This window comes from Peribacillus sp. YIM B13477 (genome assembly GCF_042787955.1).
Taxonomy (GTDB): domain Bacteria; phylum Bacillota; class Bacilli; order Bacillales; family DSM-1321; genus Peribacillus; species Peribacillus frigoritolerans.
Map to the genome: position 1 here is coordinate 230,282 of NZ_JBHZPD010000008.1, position 19,210 is coordinate 249,491.

Genomic DNA, 19,210 nt, shown 5'->3' on the forward strand with positions numbered 1-19,210 from the left:
TGGGATGGCGTCAATAAAAATAGAGAATGTCCAAAAAGCCTTCGGGAAAACGATAGCTGTTGACCAGTTAAATCTGGACATCAAAGAAGGTGAGTTTTTTACCTTTCTTGGTCCAAGCGGCTGCGGTAAAACGACAACACTTCGGATGATTGCCGGTTTTTATTATCCAACTAAAGGTGTCGTCCGATTTGGCGACAAAGATATGACGCGTGTACCTCCGGAGAAAAGAAATACAGGCATGGTTTTTCAAAACTATGCCCTCTTTCCCCATATGACTGTTTTTGAAAATGTAGCGTTTGGCTTGCGTGTGAGAAAGGTTTCTTCTGCTGACTTAAAGAAGAGAGTGCTGGATGCTCTCCAAAAGGTCAGGCTGGAGAGCTACTCGGATCGTCAAGTGAGCCAGTTAAGCGGAGGGCAGCAGCAGCGGGTGGCCCTGGCGAGAGCACTGGTCATTGAACCGGAAATATTACTGCTGGATGAACCATTAAGTAATCTTGATGCCAAGCTTCGTGATGAAATGAGAGTGGAAATCTTAAGGCTGCAGCGTGATTATAAGATTACCACCATTTATGTCACTCATGATCAGGCTGAGGCATTATCCATGAGTGATCGAATCGCTGTGTTCAATTATGGTGTATGTCACCAGGTCGGGACGCCAACAGAAATTTATAATCGGCCGGCCAATGATTTTGTGGCGAGTTTTATAGGCGAGATTAATCTTTTGCAAGTTCAAGTTGAAAAAGTTCAACAAGATAATATAGAGGTTGTCCTTAAGAATAGTGAAAAACCGATTAAATTGAAGGTGGAAAATCAAGCTGGGGACGGAATTTCAATCATACAGAGTGATGCTGACCTTGCTGTTTCGATTCGTCCTGAAGCAATCAGGATTCTGGATGTGATCGAGGGGGGAAGGAATATCTTTAAAGGTAAAATAAATTCGGTCCAATTCTTTGGATCTGTTGTGAATGTCATGGTGGATGTTCAAGACGTGTTACTAAGGGTCGACGTATTTAACACCCATGATTTTGGATACTTTTATCAAGGAAAGGAAGTGTATGTCCAGCTTCCCGAGAAACAGCTGCGTCTTATCCCTGTCATAAGCGGTGATGCGCCATGATTAAAAATCGTGATACGAGATTGACGGTTTGGCTCCTTATACCAGTTGTATTGGTGCTCATAGCATATGTACTCTACCCGTCATTGAGGACCTTTATTGAAAGTCTGCAAAAAGACGGAACGATATCCCTTGGAAATTATCAGGACTTCTTCGTACAGGAATCGAAAACGAACTTAGAGGCTCTTTGGAATTCTGTTTATATATCCTTATTGAGTGTATTGGTCAGTGCCTTGATTGGCATTCCGCTCGCATTCATTTTTAACCGTTACGATTTTCCCGGCAGAAGCTTCTTTTCATCAGCAGCGATTTTGCCGATTGTCCTTCCATCATTGGTAGGGGTCATGGCCTTTATGTTTTTATATGGAGAATCGGGATTGATTCCAAATGCCATCAAGGACCTGTTCGGTCTCGATAAGGTTCCATTCAAGATTGGCGGGGTATCGGGAATTCTTATCGTGCATGCCTATACGATGTATGTTTATTTTTATATGACCGTATCCGCTGCAATCAATAAAATAGATCCATCACTTGAAGAAGCCGCTTTTAACTTAGGCGCAAATAAATTAAAGGTTTTTTGGAAGGTGACATTTCCATTATTGACACCTGCCATCGTTGCCGCCTCTTTACTTGTTTTCATGATATCGATGGCTTCTTTCAGTGCCCCGTTTTTATTAGCTGGCGGATACAGGGTGTTGAGCCTGCAAATTTATTTTTCAAAAATCAATGGTGATATGGAAATTGCCGCTACCCAATCGGTCATTCTATCCATCGTTTCGATTTCATTTCTATTATTCATGCGTTGGTATCAAAATAGGAAGGATTATCGAATGGCCTCGAAAGGGATTGGGGCACACAGGGGTGAAGTGAAGAACCCGGTTATGAAATGGGTGATGGTCGTAACGGGGGTCATCGGCGTAATTATTCTGCTTTTACCACACTTTACGATTCTTTTACTTTCACTTGTGCCGGATGGAACCTGGACATTTCAAACGTATCCCACAGTATTTAATGTTGAAAATTACAGGCTTTTGTTTGAAGACCCTAATATCTTCAAGCCGTTAAGAAATAGTTTACTGATGGCGTTTATTGCAACGTTGGCAAATCTGGTGTTTGGCGTCATAGCGTCCTATGTGCTTGTCAAACGGAAATTCGTCGGGAAAAGCTTTGTCGATATTCTAGTCATGATTCCTTGGGCGTTGCCTGCAACGGTCATAGGGATGAACTTGATATTCGCATTCAATGAACCTAGCGTTTTTTCTTTCGGTCAAATCTTGGTAGGAACATTTTGGATTTTGCCGCTTGCCTATTTCATCAGGCATATTCCACTCGTTGTCCGGTCGACTAATGCCGTTCTGGAGCAGCTGGATGATTCGATTGAGGAAGCAGCCAGAAACTTGGGGGCTAAGTGGTTTTATACCTTCAGAAGGGTCATATTTCCGATTATTATGCCTGGTGTTTTATCAGGGACATTATTGGCATTTATCGAATCTGTGGGGGAATTCCCGACCTCGGTCCTGTTGTACACGATTTCGAACAGGCCCATATCCATTGAAATCATGAATCAGCTTCGGATGTTCAATATGGGGCAGGCCGCTGCCTATGGGATGATTCAAATCACGCTGATTGTAATCGTTCTCTTTATTTCGAACAAGTTTTTTGGAATCAAAGCGGAAAAAGCTTTATGAATCGGAGGTTCAAAGATGAGCAGGCTTGAACAATTTATCAAAAATGAAGGTAGTGTCTTTCCCGGAAAAACCTATGTTAGAGAGCTTCTGATGCCTGTTTTTAATGATCAAAGAGATTACTTATTTGATGCAATGTTCGATATTCATCGGGCACATGTCATCATGCTTTCGGAACAAAAGATCATTAAAGATGAAGAGGCGAAAACCATGCTTGATGGGATTCGGAAAGTGGCCCAAACAGATCTCACGCAGTTGACCTATCAGCCCCAATTCGAAGACTTATTCTTCATGATGGAGGCAAAGATCGGTGAGGAAATCGGCCATGAACTTGCAGGGAAGATTCATATCGGCCGCAGTCGTAATGATATGGGGGTTGCGATGTACCGGCTTGTTTTGAGAGGTCATCTGCTCCAATTGGTTGGCTATGCAAACCAATTGAGTGAAGCATTCTTGGTGCAGGCTGAAAAACATACAGAAACCTATATTACAGGTTACACACATACCCAACCGGCTCAGCCGACTACAATAGGACATTACTTTTTAGCCATTTATGATGTGCTTCAAAGGGATATTGGCCGGTTATGGGCAGCCTATGAAACGGTTAACCAATCCCCTTTGGGTGCAGCCGCGTTAACGACCACCGGTTTTCCGATCAGTCGGAACCGTACGGCTGAACTGCTTGGGTTTGATTCGGTTATTGAAAATTCCTATGACTCGATAGGCGGGGCAGATTATTTATTGGAAACCGCAACTGCCATCATGACGTGCATGGTCAATACCGGAAGGTGGATCCAAGATTTCCTGCAGCATGTGACAAGGGAGTTTGGTACATTTCACGTGGCGGACCCTTATGTTCAAGTGAGCAGCATCATGCCGCAAAAAAGGAATCCTGTCTCCATTGAACATTCCCGTTCGATTGCAAGCAGTGCGTATGGTGATGCACTTGCTGCAATGAATATGATTCACAATACACCATTTGGTGATATCGTCGATACGGAAGATGATTTACAGCCACATTTATATCGGGCTTTTTCGAATGCAGGCCGTGTCATGAAACTAATGTATGCCGTCATGTCGACTTTGAAAGTAAATGAAGAACATACAAAGAAAATGGCCGCAAAATCCAGTATAACGATTACTGAATTAGCGGATACCCTTTCAAGAGATTACGACATATCCTTTAGAAAAGCCCATTCCATAGCCAGTCATATTGCAAAAAAGTCGATTAGTGAAGGGAAAGAGTTATATGATTGGGACACACAAGAAATCAACAAAATCATCAATGAATTCGTATCAGTGAACATAGCAGAAGATGAATGGAAAAAAATAATCTCTCCCGAATATTTTGTGAAAATCAGAAGCATTCAAGGCGGGCCCTCCCCGAAAGAGGTTGCGAGAATGATTTTAAATAGAAAACAAAAACTGGAACAAGAGTTGCAGGAATATAAGAAAGTGGTCAAAGAATTGAATGATGGCAGGAAGGCCTTAGTGGATTACTGAAGGTACGGGCTAAAAAGAAAATATGCTTTAACGGGCATGAAATTCCCGATTAATTTGCTTCATGGACGCGAGTGAAAGCATGAAATTCCCGAGTATTTGCTTCAAACTCACGAGTAAAAGCATGATAGTCACGAGTATTTGCTCCAAACTCACGAGTAAAAGCATGAAAGTCACGAGTATTTGCTCCAAACTGACGAGTAAAAACATGAAAATCACGAGTATCTGCTCGAAACTGACGAGTAAAAGCATGAAACTCACGAGTATTTGCTTCAAACTCACGAATAAAAGCCCGAACCTTCTGAAGAGAGTATTTTTTGTTGGATCGGAAGCAATACGATGCATTTTACTGAGGAAGCTTCATATTTTATGATTTATAGTCATTCTTTATGAGGGTGGCTATTTATTTTGGATTTTTATGCAACTGAGTCATCCCCAGTGACCATGAATGTAGATTATTCCTAAAAGCAATTCTATTATTCGGAAAATATATAATGTGAGGCGGAATGTTAATGTCAAATAGATCTCAGTTCGGTGTTATCATGATTTTAATAGCTTTCGTAATATCGATTACTTTTTGTTTGAATCCGGAAGTCTTATTAAGAGGTGGATATGATTTAGCTATTGATGGCCTGGTAGTATCCAGAACCTTGATGATTATTTTTTCGTTGTATTTATTAGTTAAAATAGGGGATTTGTTTATAAACAGAAAAGATTAATAGTCTAAAATAAGGTTTCCCATAAATAATATTGAGATAAAGGACACTATGCTTGGAAGCCGAGAATAAGGAAGGCTCAGTCTTTTGACTGAGCCTCCAATGTTTATTGATCCATAACCAGTTTCAAAATTTGCTTCATATATCATTAACGGATTTAGGTTCCAACTGAACCGCGTGCTTTCTGAAAGCAATACTCACCGTGATCATCACAATGAAATTGACTGCCAATGCAATGATTCCCACATTCAAATCTTTTGCTGCTTGCGGCAAGGATGGAAACAAGGTCCCTATTGTCGATTGACTGAGTGTAATGCAGATTACGATGGCCAATCCGGTAATGATGCCGGCGATTGCGCCAAATTTATTGATCGGATTATTCCTTTTCAGACTAAAGAGAAGGGATGGGAAGAGCTGTGTGATGAGACTGTATCCCATAAGAATTAATGCCGACATCGTTTCGCCGCCGTTTAAGGTGAAGTAGACGGCTATAAGGGCAATGATTGGCACAAGGAACTTTGCCAATCGTACAATATGGCGATCGGATACGTCAGGTGCAAATTCCTTATAAACGTTTTTCGCGAGCAGTGTAGCGACGCTCATCAAAAGCATGGATCCCGGCACCAATGCGGTCAACAATCCAGCGCCGCCGATTATGCCTATAAACCATGGATCAAAGGTCTCGATCGAAAGGCGCAGCAATGAAAGGTCCGCATCTGCCCCAACGAGTCCGGGCACTTTCAATATAGCTGTAAACCCAACGAAAAAGACGAATAACAGCATGAGTGTATATAAAGGGCTGATGATGGCGTTCTTTCGAAATACCTTGCCGCTGCGTGCTGAATAAACAGCGCTGAAAACTTGTGGCCACATATAGAAACCGAATACGAGCAATATTACCGTGGAGATGAACCATGATACGCTAAGCCCCTGATCAGGGAACTTTAGAAAACCAGGCTTGGCGGCATCAACCGCTTCAAACATCGGCTGAAATCCGCCAAAGTAATGAATCGGCAGATAAATCCCCAAAAATCCTATTATGGCGACCATCATGATATCTTTAATGACCGCGGTCCAAACTGAACCGTGGATACCGGAGATCATCACATAAATGGTAAGGCTGATCGCCCCCATCCAAACTGCCTCAGACATTGAGATGGCACCATAAGATGCTTCTGAGACAATGATCCCCAATCCTTTCAGCTGCACGACGATCACTGGGATCATCGACACCACACCGACAAGTGCAGCCAAAATTCCTAAACTGGGACTCTTATATTTGCTTACAAAGAAATCGGATTGAGACATCAGTTTATTTTCTTTGGCATATCTCCATATTTCCGGAAGGAGCCAATAGGATAATACGTAAGACAAAGTAATGTAAATCAGAACATATAGAGCGGGTGCACCCTTACCATAAGCCCAGCCGCTGCCGCCAAGGAAGGAGAAGGTCGTATAGATTTCCCCAGCCATCAGCAGAAAGACGAATATCGCACCAAAACCGCGTCCGCCCACCGTCCATTGTTCCAAGTCCATATCTTTTCCTTTTGAAGAGCGTATTCCTAAAAATATCGATAGAAGCAAAAATGCTAAAATGATTAAGAGAGCAATATTCATTCCTGGTCACCTTCCCGATTCCTGGGATCCAGCTTATACATGATGCCGAGTATGGCAGAGGTAAGGACCACCCACATAGCCATCCAGAACATATTGAAAGGCATCCCTAATACGTATGGTTCTATTTTATTAACAAAAGGTAGAAATCCCAGTATGCCTATAAAAGGAACTAGTGTAAGAATATATATAATCTTCATTAAAAAACCCCCTCCGTTTTAAATAAAGTGAAACGCCCACCAATGGGGGTTTATTCTTCAATGCCACTGATGGATGGTGAACCAAACCGGATGGAAAATTCATACATGACGGAAAAGGTCCGATAATATATATTAGCTTACACTATTTTGATATAAAATTTAATGCAGTTGCCTGATATATTTTAGCAAAAGTGTGCAGAAAGCCGAAGGCCTAATATGTTCATAAGCAGATAAAGCCTTGAATTCATATTGAGTTCAAGGCTTTATTTCCTTTAGCTATCTTTTTTTTCGATAATTATATAGTATCACCAAGAGGATGAACCAGATTGGGGTCAAGAGCAGTGATAGCCGTGTAGCTTCAGCGAATAGCATAACAATAAGGATGAACAGGAATAAGCCTAAAATGACGTAATTGACAAAAGGTGTAAAAGGAGCCTTGAAAGTCGATTCGGCTCTTAGGTCAGGCCTTGTTTTCGAATATTTGATATGGGAGATCAAGATAATGCTCCATACCCATATGAAACAGATGGCACTGATGGTAGTCACGACTGTAAATGCCTGTTCCGGTATCAGCTTGCTTAATAATGCCCCTATTGATACAACGATTGTGGATGTGAATAAGGCATTGCTCGGAACAGCCTGTTTATTTAATTTTTCCAGCTTAGCTGGGGCTTCACCATTCCTGCTTAACGTATAAAGTATTCGGCTCGTTGAAAATAAACCGCTGTTGCATGCAGAAGCAGCGGATGTCAAAACGACGAAGTTGATGATCCCTGCAGCGACTGGAATGCCGATTAACGCAAAGACCTCTACAAATGGACTGCTTGTGGCATCCAGTTGTGTCCATGGGTTGACGCAGAGAATGACGAATAGTGCACCAACGTAGAAAAGCAAAATCCGGACAGGGATTTTATTGATGGCAGATGGAATGTTCTTTCGCGGGTTTGCCGTTTCTGCTGCAGAAACCCCGACCAATTCGACACCGACAAATGAGAAGACGACCAACTGTAAAGATAACAGGAATCCGGAAATGCCATTGGGGAACATGCCGCCATGATTCCAAAGGTTCGTTAGGGAAACCGTTCCGGTATTGGTATTGAAGCCGAGGATCAGAAGGAAAATTCCTACGATGATCAAGGCGATGATCGTGATTACTTTAATGATGGCAAACCAGAATTCCAATTCGCCAAAGATCTTAACGGTCAATAGGTTCAATCCTAACAGAATGACCAGACAAAGCAGAGCCGGAATCCATTGAGGGACATCAAACCAATATTGCATATAAACACCGACAGCTATGATATCGGCCATTGCGGTCATGATCCAACAAAACCAATATGTCCAACCGGTCAGGAAGCCGGCCCATGGACCGACATATTCAGTTGCGAATTCAGTGAATGATGTGTACCCTGCATTGGATAAAAGCAATTCCCCCAGGGCCCTCATCACAAAAAACAAGGCAATCCCTATTATCATATAAGAGAATACTATGGAAGGACCTGCTAATTGTATGGCTTTTCCGGAACCTAAAAATAAACCGGTGCCAATGGTTCCTCCTATTGCAATCAGTTGTACATGTCGGTTTTTTAAATCTCTTTTTAATTCTTGTTTAGCCAATTCGTACGCCCCCGTTTTTATAGTCTTGGTAGTGAATGTTTACCTGCATGGTCTTGGAGAGAGGGACGTGATTATCGTCCAGCTTGCCTTTCCCATTTGTTGTTTTAGTCCAATCACAAAATGGACAATAAAAAAAGAGATTGGATAATACCAATCTCTTAAAGGGCTCAGAATAACAATATATCATTCGTTACTCTTCTGTCCTTTTGCCTGAGATTGTGAATCCTTCGGCGCTGCATCTTGTACAGTCTCTCCAGAAGCTGCTCCTGCTATAGTGTGATCCATAGCATTCATCGCTTGCTTGTATGCGGTTGTGAAGAAATGTCAGTCAGTGATGATTTTCCACTGCTTGATCATTTCATTATGCTTATAAAATAATATTGGAATTCTATCATCTATTTTTCGGTAGGTCAACAATTTCTTTTGAAATGAAACAGGCATTTTCTGTAGTTTAATAGTGGTCTGTATTTAACTTAAGGTCTAAGCAGAAGTGATTGTTTTCTACTCATTATGAACGATCACTATAATAAAATACTGAACATCATTTTTTTAAAATGATATTTTTAGATTAGAAAAATCAACAAGATATTATTGGCAACTGTTTATTTCAAAAATACAATTGTATTTTTACAGAATATTTACTATTATAAGATAAGAAAACATAAATGAAGTGTTATTGATATTTTTTAGATAGAGCATTTCTAACTGCAATAATTAATAAGTTCGTGGTAAGGATAGAAAAGCATTACCGATATTGCATCTGGGGGAGTTAATCATGTCGAACAAGGAATTAAAGAGAGGGCTGGAAGCACGTCACATTCAAATGATAGCTTTGGGCGGAACCATCGGAGTCGGGTTATTCATGGGATCTGCGAGCACGATCAAATGGACCGGGCCCTCTGTAATGCTTGCTTATGCCATTGCAGGTATTTTTATATTTTTCATCATGCGTTCCATGGGTGAGATGCTTTATTTAGAACCGACTACAGGTTCTTTTGCAACCTTTGCGAGCAGCTATATACATCCTTTGGCAGGTTATATGACTGCTTGGAGCAATTGGTTTCAATGGGTAATCGTCGGAATGTCCGAAATCATTGCGGTTGGGCTGTATATGCAATATTGGTTCCCGGAGTTACCGGCATGGATACCAGGTGTAGTGGCCATGATCATCTTGGGGGCGGCCAACCTCATTTCCGTTAAATCATTCGGAGAATTTGAATTCTGGTTTGCACTTATAAAAATCATAACGATTATATTGATGATCGTTGCCGGCCTGGGCCTTATCTTCTTTGGAATAGGCAATGGCGGGGATGCGCTTGGATTATCGAATCTTTGGGCAAATGGCGGCTTCTTTACAGGAGGCTGGACAGGATTCTTCTTTGCGCTTTCACTTGTCGTGGCTTCCTATCAAGGCGTTGAGCTTATCGGCATCACAGCCGGGGAAGCGAAAAACCCAACGAAGACCGTAACTAAAGCGATCCAATCAATTATATGGCGCATTTTAATTTTCTACATTGGTGCCATTTTCGTCATCGTGACAGTATTCCCTTGGGATCAACTGGATGACTTAGGCAGCCCGTTTGTTTCGACCTTTGCCAAAATAGGTATCACTGCAGCGGCAGGCATCATTAATTTTGTCGTAATCACTGCGGCAATGTCTGGATGCAACAGTGGGATTTTCAGTGCAGGTCGTATGCTTTACACACTGGCATTGAATGGCCAAGCTCCGAAAGTCTTTGCTAAAGTATCTAAAAATGGAGTTCCGGCATATTGCACGATCGCTGTACTATTAGGGTTGGGCATCGGGGTTATCCTGAATTACCTTGCACCGCCGCAAGTATTCCTTTATGTGTACAGTGCGAGTGTTTTGCCTGGGATGATTCCATGGTTTGTCTTACTTATCAGTGAGCTTAAGTTCAGAAAGGTAAATGCCGCTGAAATGGAGAAACATCCGTTTAAAATGCCGTTGGCCCCTTATAGTAACTATGCGACAATAGCCTTTTTACTGATGGTGCTGGTAGGTATGTGGATCAATCCTAGTACAAGGATTTCCTTGGTAGTCGGGATCGTTTTCCTAGCCTTGGTAATAGCAAGTTATTACATGCTGAAAATGGATAAACGAACACCATTGGATGTTAAATCCGATGATGAGATTTCAGGATAAGAAATTCTAGTAAAAAGCCCTTCTCTAATTCGAGAAGGGCCTTTTTTGTCCTTATAGATCAATTGTGGAATTCAAGAGTAAAACAGCGAAACTCACGAGTAAAGTCGTGGAATTCACGAGTAAAACAGCGAAACTCACGAGTGTAGCTAATTTGACCTCGTAACAAGAGGGACCAGAAGGGAGAATGATTTGAATTTGTTGGTTCCAATGCAGAAATCGATCCGAATGGGACAACCAACCCGAGAAAAAGACCGCAAACTTCTAGCTTGTGCAGCATCCTTGTCCAGGGTCATGAAAAGAACCACCCCAAGTTTGTGATGGAGTGGTTCATTAGTTAAGTTCAGCCTTTTCCTGCTTGGAAACCTGGATATTTGGTCATTCCGCCATCAGCATATAAGGTCAAACCCGTTACATAGCTCGATTCAGCGGAAGCGAGCCAAGCGGCACAAGCGGCAATTTGTTCCGGTTTTCCGATGTATCCCATCGGTATCAGGTTGATGACTTCTTGTTTAGCTTTCGGGTCATTGAATTTTTCGGCATTGATGGGTGTGTCGATTGCACCAGGTGAAATATTATTAATGCGAATCCCTTTAGGAGCATATTCAAGTGCAAGGGTTTCTGTCATCATCTTGACTCCTCCCTTACTTGCTGCATAGTGGACAAAATGAGGCCAAGGTATCCGGTCATGAACGGAAGACATGTTAATGATATTGCCCTTAATGCCATGATCGAGCATATAACTGATTGCTTCCCTGCTTGCCAGGAACATCCCCGTTAGATTTACATCGATGACTTTCTGCCAATCTTCAAAAGTCAATTTTTCACTGGGCACTTCATTTTCAATACCAGCATTGTTGATCATGATGTCGATTGTACCAAAGGTGTCCACAGCGAAAGAAAGCAATTTCTTCACATCAGCTTCCTTTGAAACGTCACCTTGAATGGCTGCGGCTTTCCCGCCTGCAGCTTCAATCGTTTTGATGATTTCCTTATGGTCGCCATTTTCAGTGTGATAATTTAATACGATATGTGCTTTTTCTTTACCGAACCTTTCGGCCATGGCTTTTCCTAATCCTTTTGCCGCGCCAGTGATCACGACCACTTTTTTCTCTAAATCTTCATACATCGTTCAGCTCTCCTTTGACTATTCTTTTGTAAAGCCAATCATGATTCCGCCAGCAATTACGAGTACACACCCGATGATGACAAAGGCCATTTGCTTTTTGGATTTTTTCTCTCCTAAAAGAAAGATGCCGCCTAAAGTGGAAATGACGATTCCCATTTGGGAAAATGAGAATGCGATGGCCACGCCCACTTTCGGATTAGCGAGCAGGAGACCGATATTACCGACAGCCCACATCATTCCGGTAAGGATATTCCGTCCGGCATACTTATTAAACGGTTTATGTTTGATGGAAAGGAGCAAGGCAGCCAGGAACATGCCAATTGCTTGCGGCAGGATCGCTGACCATCCGTCAACCTCATTCCATCTGACGACGATGACATATGTAACATAACCCACCGTAGAAATGGCAAGGTAAAAAAACCCTTTTTTCATGCTTCCTTCTTTTTTGTTATCACCATCGCCATAGCTTGTCAGCAAGACACCTGTAATCAAACAGATGATTGCAACAATGCCAATGATGATTGTCATCTTGTCATTCCATTCCCTGAAAATGATGACTGCAAAAAATGTATTTCCTAGAATTTGCAGTCCTGTTGAGATTGGAACGGTTTTCGATACCCCGATTTCCTTGACGCTATTGAATTGAAATAACTGCCCGAATGCCCAGCCTATCCCGGAAATGATGCCGACAATCCACACTAGACTGCTCCATTCCGGTGGATTGATGAAAGACATCATGACGGCGAACAGTAATGAACCGATTGTAATGCCAAGTGTTTGATTATAAGAGTTGCCTCCGAGTTTTTCGGAAACAAGCACTAAGCTGCCCCATGTCAATGCAGGGAGTAGCGCAAAGAGAAAGCCTTCCACAAAATTTCATCTCCTAAACTAGAAAACAATGTTTTTATCAATATAAAATAGTTAGTAAGCAGCTATTGAATGTATGTATAGTTTTCCCTTTACACGGGAAAGAAAACATGGATTTAATTTACCAATTTGTCATTTTATTTTTCGATGTGGAAACAATGAAATAATAAGTGGTTTATGGTACTTTTAATTTAAAGAATAGTTAGGAGAAATACGATGACGACACTGAATGAATGGTTTGAAAAGGGGATTCCCGCTCAAGAATTTGTATCTTCGATGAAAGTTCATAAAGAAAACTTACAATCGATCCAGCAAGGTTTTTCCACTTCTGCAGAGGACCAAGATTTTTTTGATGCATTAAAGAGGAAGGAACTTCGAGTTATTGTCATTACTGAAGACTGGTGCGGAGACGCGATGATGAATATTCCTATACTGCTGAATATATCTGAAGCGGCAAATATCGAAACTCGCATGATTTTACGAGATCAAAATCTTGAACTGATGGATCAATATTTAACGAATGGAACAGCGCGTTCGATTCCCATTTTTATATTCATTGATAAGGATGGTGAAGAAAAAGCTGTTTGGGGACCTCGTGCACCAAAGGTACAAGAGTTCGTAATGGAGTTAAGGTCTGACCTGCCTGCCAAGGATGATGAACGTTTCGAGGCAGAGCAAAAAGCAGTTATTAAAAAGATAACTGCGGCTTTTGCTGAAGAAAAACACCTGTGGGACGAAGTATACAGCAGTATCAAGGAAACATTGGGGAGTTGCTGATTGCGGGTGCATCACTTTTAGTCATGTCCCATAACGGGTTGTAAACCCATTATGGAATTTATTGGGCTGTTTCAAAACATGGACTGCAACCTGATTGGTTGGTGAATATATAGATATGTTTCCTAACGGTTTTTTCTATAATATTCGTTTTTGAGTCCAAGGATTTGGAACAGCCTTTTCATTCTTTTATGATTCTGGAATAATTGTAACGCCGATTGTTCGAATAGGAGAGTCTTGTTTGGCACTTTGATTCGTTGCTTTGTAGTATTTTAACATTAAATCGTTCAATTCATTTTGGAAGTTAAGGAAGCTTTCATCATCAAGCTTTAGTTCTAAAAGGGAAAAGGTTGAACCATCTTCTGCGCAGTCTCTTTCTTCCAATTTAGTAAGATAGTTTTGATATTGGGTCATAAGGGATAATTGATAATAAGAAAAATAGTTCACCTTTTTTTCATTAGAGGATTTTTTCCATTCTTCCCCGCTAAGTCGTGCTTCTTCTTCATTTAAAACGTAGTATTTTTCGGAAACGGATCTCACTTTTTTCTCTTTTACTATGCGAATGACCCCTGAATCCAAAAGGACCTGTATATGTCTATATAATGTTGCTTGGGGTACATCTTTAATGATTTTTAACATTTCTAATGGTGTTAAACCATTTTCCCTATTTCTCATTAAAGCTTGGGTAATCTTTATTCTTACTGGGTGCATTAAAATTTCAGCTTTATTAATCATCTTATTCTCCTCACATTGGAAATTATAACTGGATAATTTTTAGTGAACTTTCCTGTTGGTCATGAATAATACGTTTAACTCTTCATATATTGTAATGTTTGAATCATTGTCATTACATAAAAATGACACGGTTCGAAAAATAATAGTACCGAAATATTTTTTCTAAGTAAATAATAATTATTTTTTAATTTTTTTAATTTTTAAAAAATGTCTACATTTCATGAAAATTAATAAATATCGCTATATTTTTATTATTATTCATTATGATAATATTATCATTATAAATAACAATAAAAACTAAAACAATATTTTATTAAGAAAAAAAATAGGTGCAAAATTCCAAATTAGATGTTATCATTATCGATAATGATAATAATATTCGTTACCAAAGGAGTGGTATATATGGAATTGCATTATGGATGGAACGAATTGAAAGATATTGATTTCATGTCTATTCTGCCGATCATTTTACCGGTAATTGCAATTGGAATGATTTTAGTGCTTATAGCATTAATTGATTTATACAGAAATCGAAAGACGAGGAAAAATGTTTTATTGTGGACACTCATCATTATTTTTGCAAATACTATCGGTCCAATTCTGTACTTCGTTATCGGTAGAAAGGACAGTGAAAGAATATGAAATTAGAAATTAAAAATGTTACAAAAAAATTCAAAGAAAAAACAGCGGTCAATAATTTTTCAATGGAATTGCAATCAGGGGAATGTGTTGGATTGATTGGGCCAAATGGAGCTGGTAAATCGACACTGATAAAAGTGATTGCAGATATTATAGATCCAAGTACGGGAGAAGTATTGCTTGATGGTAAGAAAATTTCAAAAATGAAAAAGGAAATAGGCTACTTACCACAATACCCTAACTTCTTTCAATGGATGACTGCCAAAGAAACCCTTACTTTCATGGGGCAGCTTTCGGGTATCAAGAGGGAAGAATTATTAAACGGCATCCCAGAGATATTGTCGAAAGTCGGGTTGAGCGGGGAAGAGAATTCAAAGGTGCGGACTTTTTCAGGCGGAATGAAACAAAGGCTTGGTATTGCACAGGCGCTGTTACATAAACCGGCATTGATTGTCATGGATGAACCGGTTTCGGCATTAGATCCCATCGGCCGGAGAGAAGTGTTGAATATCATAAAAGAGATAAAAAAAGATACGACAATTTTATTATCGACGCATATATTAAGCGATGCAGAAGAAATATGTGAGAGGTTTGTCATTATAAAAAGCGGTAAAAAAATTGAGGACACAACGATGTCAGAATTATTGAACAGGAATAGCGGAAATAAAATCAATGTCGACATAACCTCTAAAAGTCAAAAATGGATTGAAAACGTTAAAAGCTTGAACTTCGTCAAGGGTGTAGAGGTAATGGGGAACAAATTGAAGATAGAAGTGGAAGATATTGAGTCAAACAAGAATATGTTACTGGCGAATGCTTTGGAGCATAATGTTGATCTTGTCAGGTTCGAAATAGATAACGATACATTGGAAGAGATATTCTTAAAATTGGTGGTGGAAAAATGAATAACTTTGCCGTTTTAGCTAAAAAGGAATTTGTTCAGATGGTACGTGAATTTAAAGTGATTTGGCTGCCGCTTGTATTTATATTTTTAGGAATAACTCAACCAGTTGTAAGCTATTATTTACCTTCAATATTAGAGGCACTGGGCGGGGGCCAAGGGATCACCATTGATCCAAGCATGGCTGCCCAAAAAGGCGGCGAAGTTCTTGCCAGTACTTTAGGGTCTCAATTTGATCAGTTAGGGGTCATGATCATCATCGTTTCCATGATGGGAGTCGTTCAATCCGATAAAGCAAATGGGATGCTTGCTTTCATACTTACAAGGCCTGTGACGGTTGGATCTTATATAAGCGGGAAAATCATTTCCAATTACCTGTTTGTTGCCTGCAGTGTGGCATTGGGATATTTGGTTTCATATCTGTATGTAGTTTTTTTGTTTACGAGTGTTGATTTTGGGGATTTAATAGTGGCTTTACTGTTCTATCTGCTGTGGATCCTATTTATCGTTTCATTCACGACGATGATCAGTACCATTTTTAATAGCCAGGGTATCATTGCATTAATTTCGATAGTATTTCTCCTCGGCTGCAGAATCATAGTTGGATTAAGTCCGGTAATAGACAATGTGAATCCGGCAAGCATGAGTAAGCATGCCATGGAAGTACTGATTTTAGGCACAGTCAATTCACAAGCGCTTTGGGGTGCATTAGCTGCACTTGCATGGACGGCAGTAACGATATTGATAACGAACATATGGATTTCTAAAAAGAAATTCAATAATGAATAAGTTGAGGATGGAAATGTGTTAATCATGAAGTGATGGGAGGATGATAACTTTGTTAAGCATCACAGATTTGGAGAAAAGCTACTCGGCCAAGAAGATTTTGAATGGTGTAAATCTAGAAATCAAAAAAGGGGAAACCTTAGGTTTTATAGGAGCAAATGGTGCAGGGAAAACCACGACGCTGAACATCATTACAGGCATTTTAGATTCAGAAAATGGAAAGGTTGAAATAAATGGCCTGACCAAAGAAGACGGCATAGAATATAAAAAACAATTTTTCTTCATTCCTGATACTATCAATGTGTTTAACAATGTTTCGGGATTTGATTGGATTCGTTTCTTGATGAACCTATATGGAAATGATGACAAAGAACGGTTGGGGAAATATATCAATCGGTTTGGGATGCAGGAGTCCATTAAAAAGCCAATGGGAAGTTATTCTTATGGAATGATGCATAAGGTATCCCTGATAGCGGCTTTTACCATTAATCCCCCGATCATCATTATGGATGAACCATTGAACGGATTAGATCCAAACGCTGTTTTAGTTTTCAAGGGGTTAATCAAACAATATGTTGAAATGGGCGGTACAGTGTTTTTCTCGACGCATCTGCTGGATGTGGCAGAGAAAATTTGTAATACAGTGGCTATTTTAAAAGAGGGAAAAATCATCCTGCATGATGAGATACAAAATATAATAGGTGAAAGTTCATTAGAATCTACCTTTATGGAGGCTCAGGTATATGAAGGAAAAACTTCAGTTAACTAGATTTTTCGTTTCTTCCTTCTATAAAATGCCCAAGCAGACAATGTTACAGGCTGTCCTGATAATAGCCGTTTTTTATATGTTTTTGCAGCTGACTGTCGTTAACGCCTTTGTTTATTTTCTTGGAGATACCCAGGTCTTCCTGTTTTATAATTTAACGATTTCCAGCATTCTTGTCTTTGCGTTGGTTTGCTATTTGTCCACATCACAAATATTTTCTTATGATGAATTTAAAGTATTGGCACCTCTGCCACTCACCTATAAGGAAATATCAAGGGCCAAAGTGTTAAGTAGCTTATGGGTCCCGATCATCTTATCAATGATGATCCAAGTGCCAACATTAGGCTTCTTGATAGTCGATCTAAAGTTTATCGAAGCGATTAAATTAATCACATTTTTACCAATTGTCAATGGTTTAACGGCTTTGTTCCTGCTTTTTATCCTATCGTGCATGAATAGGCATTATTATAGATTCAAAAGTAAAGTAGCATACTTAATGGTTAACATTGGTATCATCCTAACTCTTATGATTATTTCCATTGTATATTTTGCAGGAAAATCATCAGTTGCCATTTCAAAGGTCATCTCGGAAATAGATTTGAATTCTTTTGAAGGGCTAAAAAACTCGTTGGAATTGTTGATGAGACATATATTTGAAACCGCAAATATGATTCCAGTGATCAAATGGATATTGGATGCTTTTGTATCAAATGAAATAACCGTTCAATTTTTCATTATTTATATTTCGATAATGGTAATAGGTTTCCTTTTGTATTCAATGATTATAGAGAACATTTCTGTTCATTACTTTAAAAATGGGATATTGGGAAACAACAAAACGAATATGAAAAACTCAAAGGTAAATATATCAAAAAATCAATGGAGTAACTATTTACAAAGAGAGATATGGATCATTAAGTCTGAAGCATATTTTAAGATGCAAATCGCTTTAGGTCTTCTTTTGCCTCCGATCTTTTCACTTGTCATGTTATTGCTGATTCAGAATGAAGTATTCCCGAATTATTTGAATATAACGAAAGAGGGAGTCTTTGATAAATACTTTTCCTATTCGGTTCTTTTCTTGTGTTGTATAAATAATATAAGCGGAACCCCATATTCAAGAGAAGGTAAATACCATTATTTACTAAAAAGCGTCCCGTTTGATGAAAAATATGTTTATTTTTCTAAAGTGATATTTTCATCAATAATCAGTATTATAGCCGTGGTGATCAGCTTTTTGATATTTGCTCTATTTGGCTATTGGGAAATGGAAAATGCAGTCATGTTATTAATCACTTCTTGTTTAGTGGTTTGCTATAATCTTCTAACACCATTATATGATATGAAAAATCCTAGTATTGAATGGGAGAACCCATCTGCTGCAATTAAATCCAACCCCAATGTATTAATAAGCCTGCTTTATGGATTGCCATTATTGATCTTGGTAACAGCGATTCATTTTGGCTTGGTTTGGTTCAGTGTCCAACCCCTGATTGGGGCGCTAATGATTTTAGTGATCGCAATAGCGATCAATTCCATTTTGATTAATAGATTGAAATTAAATTTATGAAAGTCTTTATATTAGAAAAACATTTTCGTTTGATAAAAGAAGTACAGAAAATCGGCACTAAATAAATTTAAAAAAGGAGTGTCTTATTATGGGGAAGCACCATGATAAAGATTTTAAAATTTATGCTGCTCGATTAGTATTGGAAGAAGGCAGAAAGCCTAGAGAATTGGCCGAAGAACTTAATATATCCATACCTACATTAAGAAATTGGATCAATATCTATAAAGAAACAAATGAAGTTGGCTCGGCGGACTCCAGTAATGGTTTTTCAGGGCTCAGTCTGAAAGAGGAAAAGGATAAAATAATTAAAGATCTACAAGAAGAGAATGAGATATTAAAAAAGGCCATGCACATTTTTATTAAACAACCAAAATGATTGAACAGTATTAAAGCCATATTTTATTTTTCACAAATTATAGTGAAAAATAAAATATGG

General features: G+C 39.4%; 19 protein-coding genes and 1 riboswitch. Of the genes, 12 read left to right on the forward strand and 7 right to left on the reverse strand.

Annotated features, from left to right (window positions below; genetic code table 11):
- Window positions 1-4 precede the first annotated feature (4 nt).
- Genes ACFX4H_RS21615 through argH form a run of 3 tightly spaced genes read left to right on the forward strand, consistent with a single transcriptional unit; the run spans window position 5 to window position 4,302 of the window.
- Window positions 5-1,117 (forward strand): ABC transporter ATP-binding protein, encoded by a 1,113-nt coding sequence (locus ACFX4H_RS21615; RefSeq protein WP_377436179.1) that lies wholly within the window; start codon window positions 5-7, stop codon window positions 1,115-1,117.
- Entirely contained in the window at window positions 1,114-2,802 is a 1,689-nt protein-coding gene (locus ACFX4H_RS21620) for an ABC transporter permease (RefSeq protein ID WP_377436180.1), read from the forward strand. The genes ACFX4H_RS21615 and ACFX4H_RS21620 overlap by 4 nt, the downstream gene beginning before the upstream one ends.
- 15 nt (window positions 2,803-2,817) lie before the next feature.
- Window positions 2,818-4,302: an argininosuccinate lyase gene (argH, locus tag ACFX4H_RS21625; protein ID WP_034305612.1), complete on the forward strand. Its 1,485-nt coding sequence runs from the start codon at window positions 2,818-2,820 to the stop codon at window positions 4,300-4,302.
- A gap of 27 nt (window positions 4,303-4,329) precedes the next feature.
- Here argH and ACFX4H_RS21630 read toward each other — a convergent pair whose 3' ends face one another.
- Window positions 4,330-4,581, reverse strand: a complete 252-nt coding sequence (locus ACFX4H_RS21630; protein ID WP_377436181.1) for a hypothetical protein — start codon at window positions 4,579-4,581, stop codon at window positions 4,330-4,332.
- A gap of 230 nt (window positions 4,582-4,811) precedes the next feature.
- Between ACFX4H_RS21630 and ACFX4H_RS21635 the strand changes: the two genes are divergently transcribed.
- Window positions 4,812-5,018 carry a hypothetical protein gene (locus ACFX4H_RS21635; protein WP_323602339.1) on the forward strand — a complete coding sequence of 69 codons (207 nt, stop codon included), beginning with the start codon at window positions 4,812-4,814 and terminating at the stop codon, window positions 5,016-5,018.
- A 135-nt stretch (window positions 5,019-5,153) separates the two neighbouring features.
- On the opposite strand, the gene ACFX4H_RS21640 is transcribed toward ACFX4H_RS21635, so the two are convergent.
- The 3 genes from ACFX4H_RS21640 to ACFX4H_RS21650 form a co-directional block, all read right to left on the reverse strand.
- The gene (locus tag ACFX4H_RS21640; protein WP_096338936.1) at window positions 5,154-6,632 is read right to left on the reverse strand and encodes a sodium:solute symporter family protein; all 1,479 of its coding nucleotides are present in this window, start codon (window positions 6,630-6,632) and stop codon (window positions 5,154-5,156) included.
- Window positions 6,629-6,829, reverse strand: coding sequence for a DUF3311 domain-containing protein (locus ACFX4H_RS21645; protein WP_048685209.1), 201 nt, complete (start codon window positions 6,827-6,829; stop codon window positions 6,629-6,631). The genes ACFX4H_RS21640 and ACFX4H_RS21645 overlap by 4 nt, the downstream gene beginning before the upstream one ends.
- 276 nt (window positions 6,830-7,105) lie before the next feature.
- Window positions 7,106-8,446: an amino acid permease gene (locus ACFX4H_RS21650; protein ID WP_377436182.1), complete on the reverse strand. Its 1,341-nt coding sequence runs from the start codon at window positions 8,444-8,446 to the stop codon at window positions 7,106-7,108.
- Between the two features lie 188 nt (window positions 8,447-8,634).
- Window positions 8,635-8,713, reverse strand: a riboswitch (glycine riboswitch).
- A gap of 508 nt (window positions 8,714-9,221) precedes the next feature.
- On the opposite strand from ACFX4H_RS21650, the gene ACFX4H_RS21655 reads away from it, so the two are divergent.
- Window positions 9,222-10,610 carry an amino acid permease gene (locus tag ACFX4H_RS21655; RefSeq protein WP_063592181.1) on the forward strand — a complete coding sequence of 463 codons (1,389 nt, stop codon included), beginning with the start codon at window positions 9,222-9,224 and terminating at the stop codon, window positions 10,608-10,610.
- A 340-nt stretch (window positions 10,611-10,950) separates the two neighbouring features.
- Here the strand turns inward: ACFX4H_RS21655 and ACFX4H_RS21660 are convergent, their stop codons facing one another.
- Complete coding sequence (locus tag ACFX4H_RS21660) at window positions 10,951-11,736, reverse strand: glucose-1-dehydrogenase (RefSeq protein WP_034305557.1); 786 nt, start codon at window positions 11,734-11,736, stop codon at window positions 10,951-10,953.
- A gap of 18 nt (window positions 11,737-11,754) precedes the next feature.
- Entirely contained in the window at window positions 11,755-12,606 is an 852-nt protein-coding gene (locus ACFX4H_RS21665; RefSeq protein ID WP_377436183.1) for a GRP family sugar transporter, read from the reverse strand.
- A 213-nt stretch (window positions 12,607-12,819) separates the two neighbouring features.
- On the opposite strand from ACFX4H_RS21665, the gene ACFX4H_RS21670 reads away from it, so the two are divergent.
- The gene (locus tag ACFX4H_RS21670) at window positions 12,820-13,380 is read left to right on the forward strand and encodes a thioredoxin family protein (protein ID WP_249597502.1); all 561 of its coding nucleotides are present in this window, start codon (window positions 12,820-12,822) and stop codon (window positions 13,378-13,380) included.
- Between the two features lie 186 nt (window positions 13,381-13,566).
- Here ACFX4H_RS21670 and ACFX4H_RS21675 read toward each other — a convergent pair whose 3' ends face one another.
- Window positions 13,567-14,112, reverse strand: coding sequence for a helix-turn-helix domain-containing protein (locus ACFX4H_RS21675; protein WP_034305549.1), 546 nt, complete (start codon window positions 14,110-14,112; stop codon window positions 13,567-13,569).
- A gap of 402 nt (window positions 14,113-14,514) precedes the next feature.
- Here ACFX4H_RS21675 and ACFX4H_RS21680 point away from each other — a divergent pair, with 402 nt between their 5' ends.
- The 6 genes from ACFX4H_RS21680 (at window position 14,515) to ACFX4H_RS21705 (ending at window position 19,150) form a co-directional block, all read left to right on the forward strand.
- Window positions 14,515-14,754, forward strand: coding sequence for a PLD nuclease N-terminal domain-containing protein (locus ACFX4H_RS21680; RefSeq protein ID WP_034305547.1), 240 nt, complete (start codon window positions 14,515-14,517; stop codon window positions 14,752-14,754).
- Window positions 14,751-15,656: an ABC transporter ATP-binding protein gene (locus ACFX4H_RS21685; protein WP_034305544.1), complete on the forward strand. Its 906-nt coding sequence runs from the start codon at window positions 14,751-14,753 to the stop codon at window positions 15,654-15,656. Before ACFX4H_RS21680 ends, ACFX4H_RS21685 begins: the two co-directional genes overlap by 4 nt.
- Window positions 15,653-16,441 carry an ABC transporter permease gene (locus ACFX4H_RS21690; protein WP_034305541.1) on the forward strand — a complete coding sequence of 263 codons (789 nt, stop codon included), beginning with the start codon at window positions 15,653-15,655 and terminating at the stop codon, window positions 16,439-16,441. Before ACFX4H_RS21685 ends, ACFX4H_RS21690 begins: the two co-directional genes overlap by 4 nt.
- Before the next feature lie 49 nt (window positions 16,442-16,490).
- A complete protein-coding gene (locus tag ACFX4H_RS21695; RefSeq protein WP_034305539.1) occupies window positions 16,491-17,207 on the forward strand; it encodes an ABC transporter ATP-binding protein in 717 nt (238 codons plus the stop codon).
- Window positions 17,182-18,774, forward strand: coding sequence for a hypothetical protein (locus tag ACFX4H_RS21700; protein WP_377436184.1), 1,593 nt, complete (start codon window positions 17,182-17,184; stop codon window positions 18,772-18,774). Before ACFX4H_RS21695 ends, ACFX4H_RS21700 begins: the two co-directional genes overlap by 26 nt.
- 88 nt (window positions 18,775-18,862) lie before the next feature.
- Window positions 18,863-19,150, forward strand: coding sequence for a transposase (locus ACFX4H_RS21705; RefSeq protein WP_053533732.1), 288 nt, complete (start codon window positions 18,863-18,865; stop codon window positions 19,148-19,150).
- Window positions 19,151-19,210 lie beyond the last annotated feature (60 nt).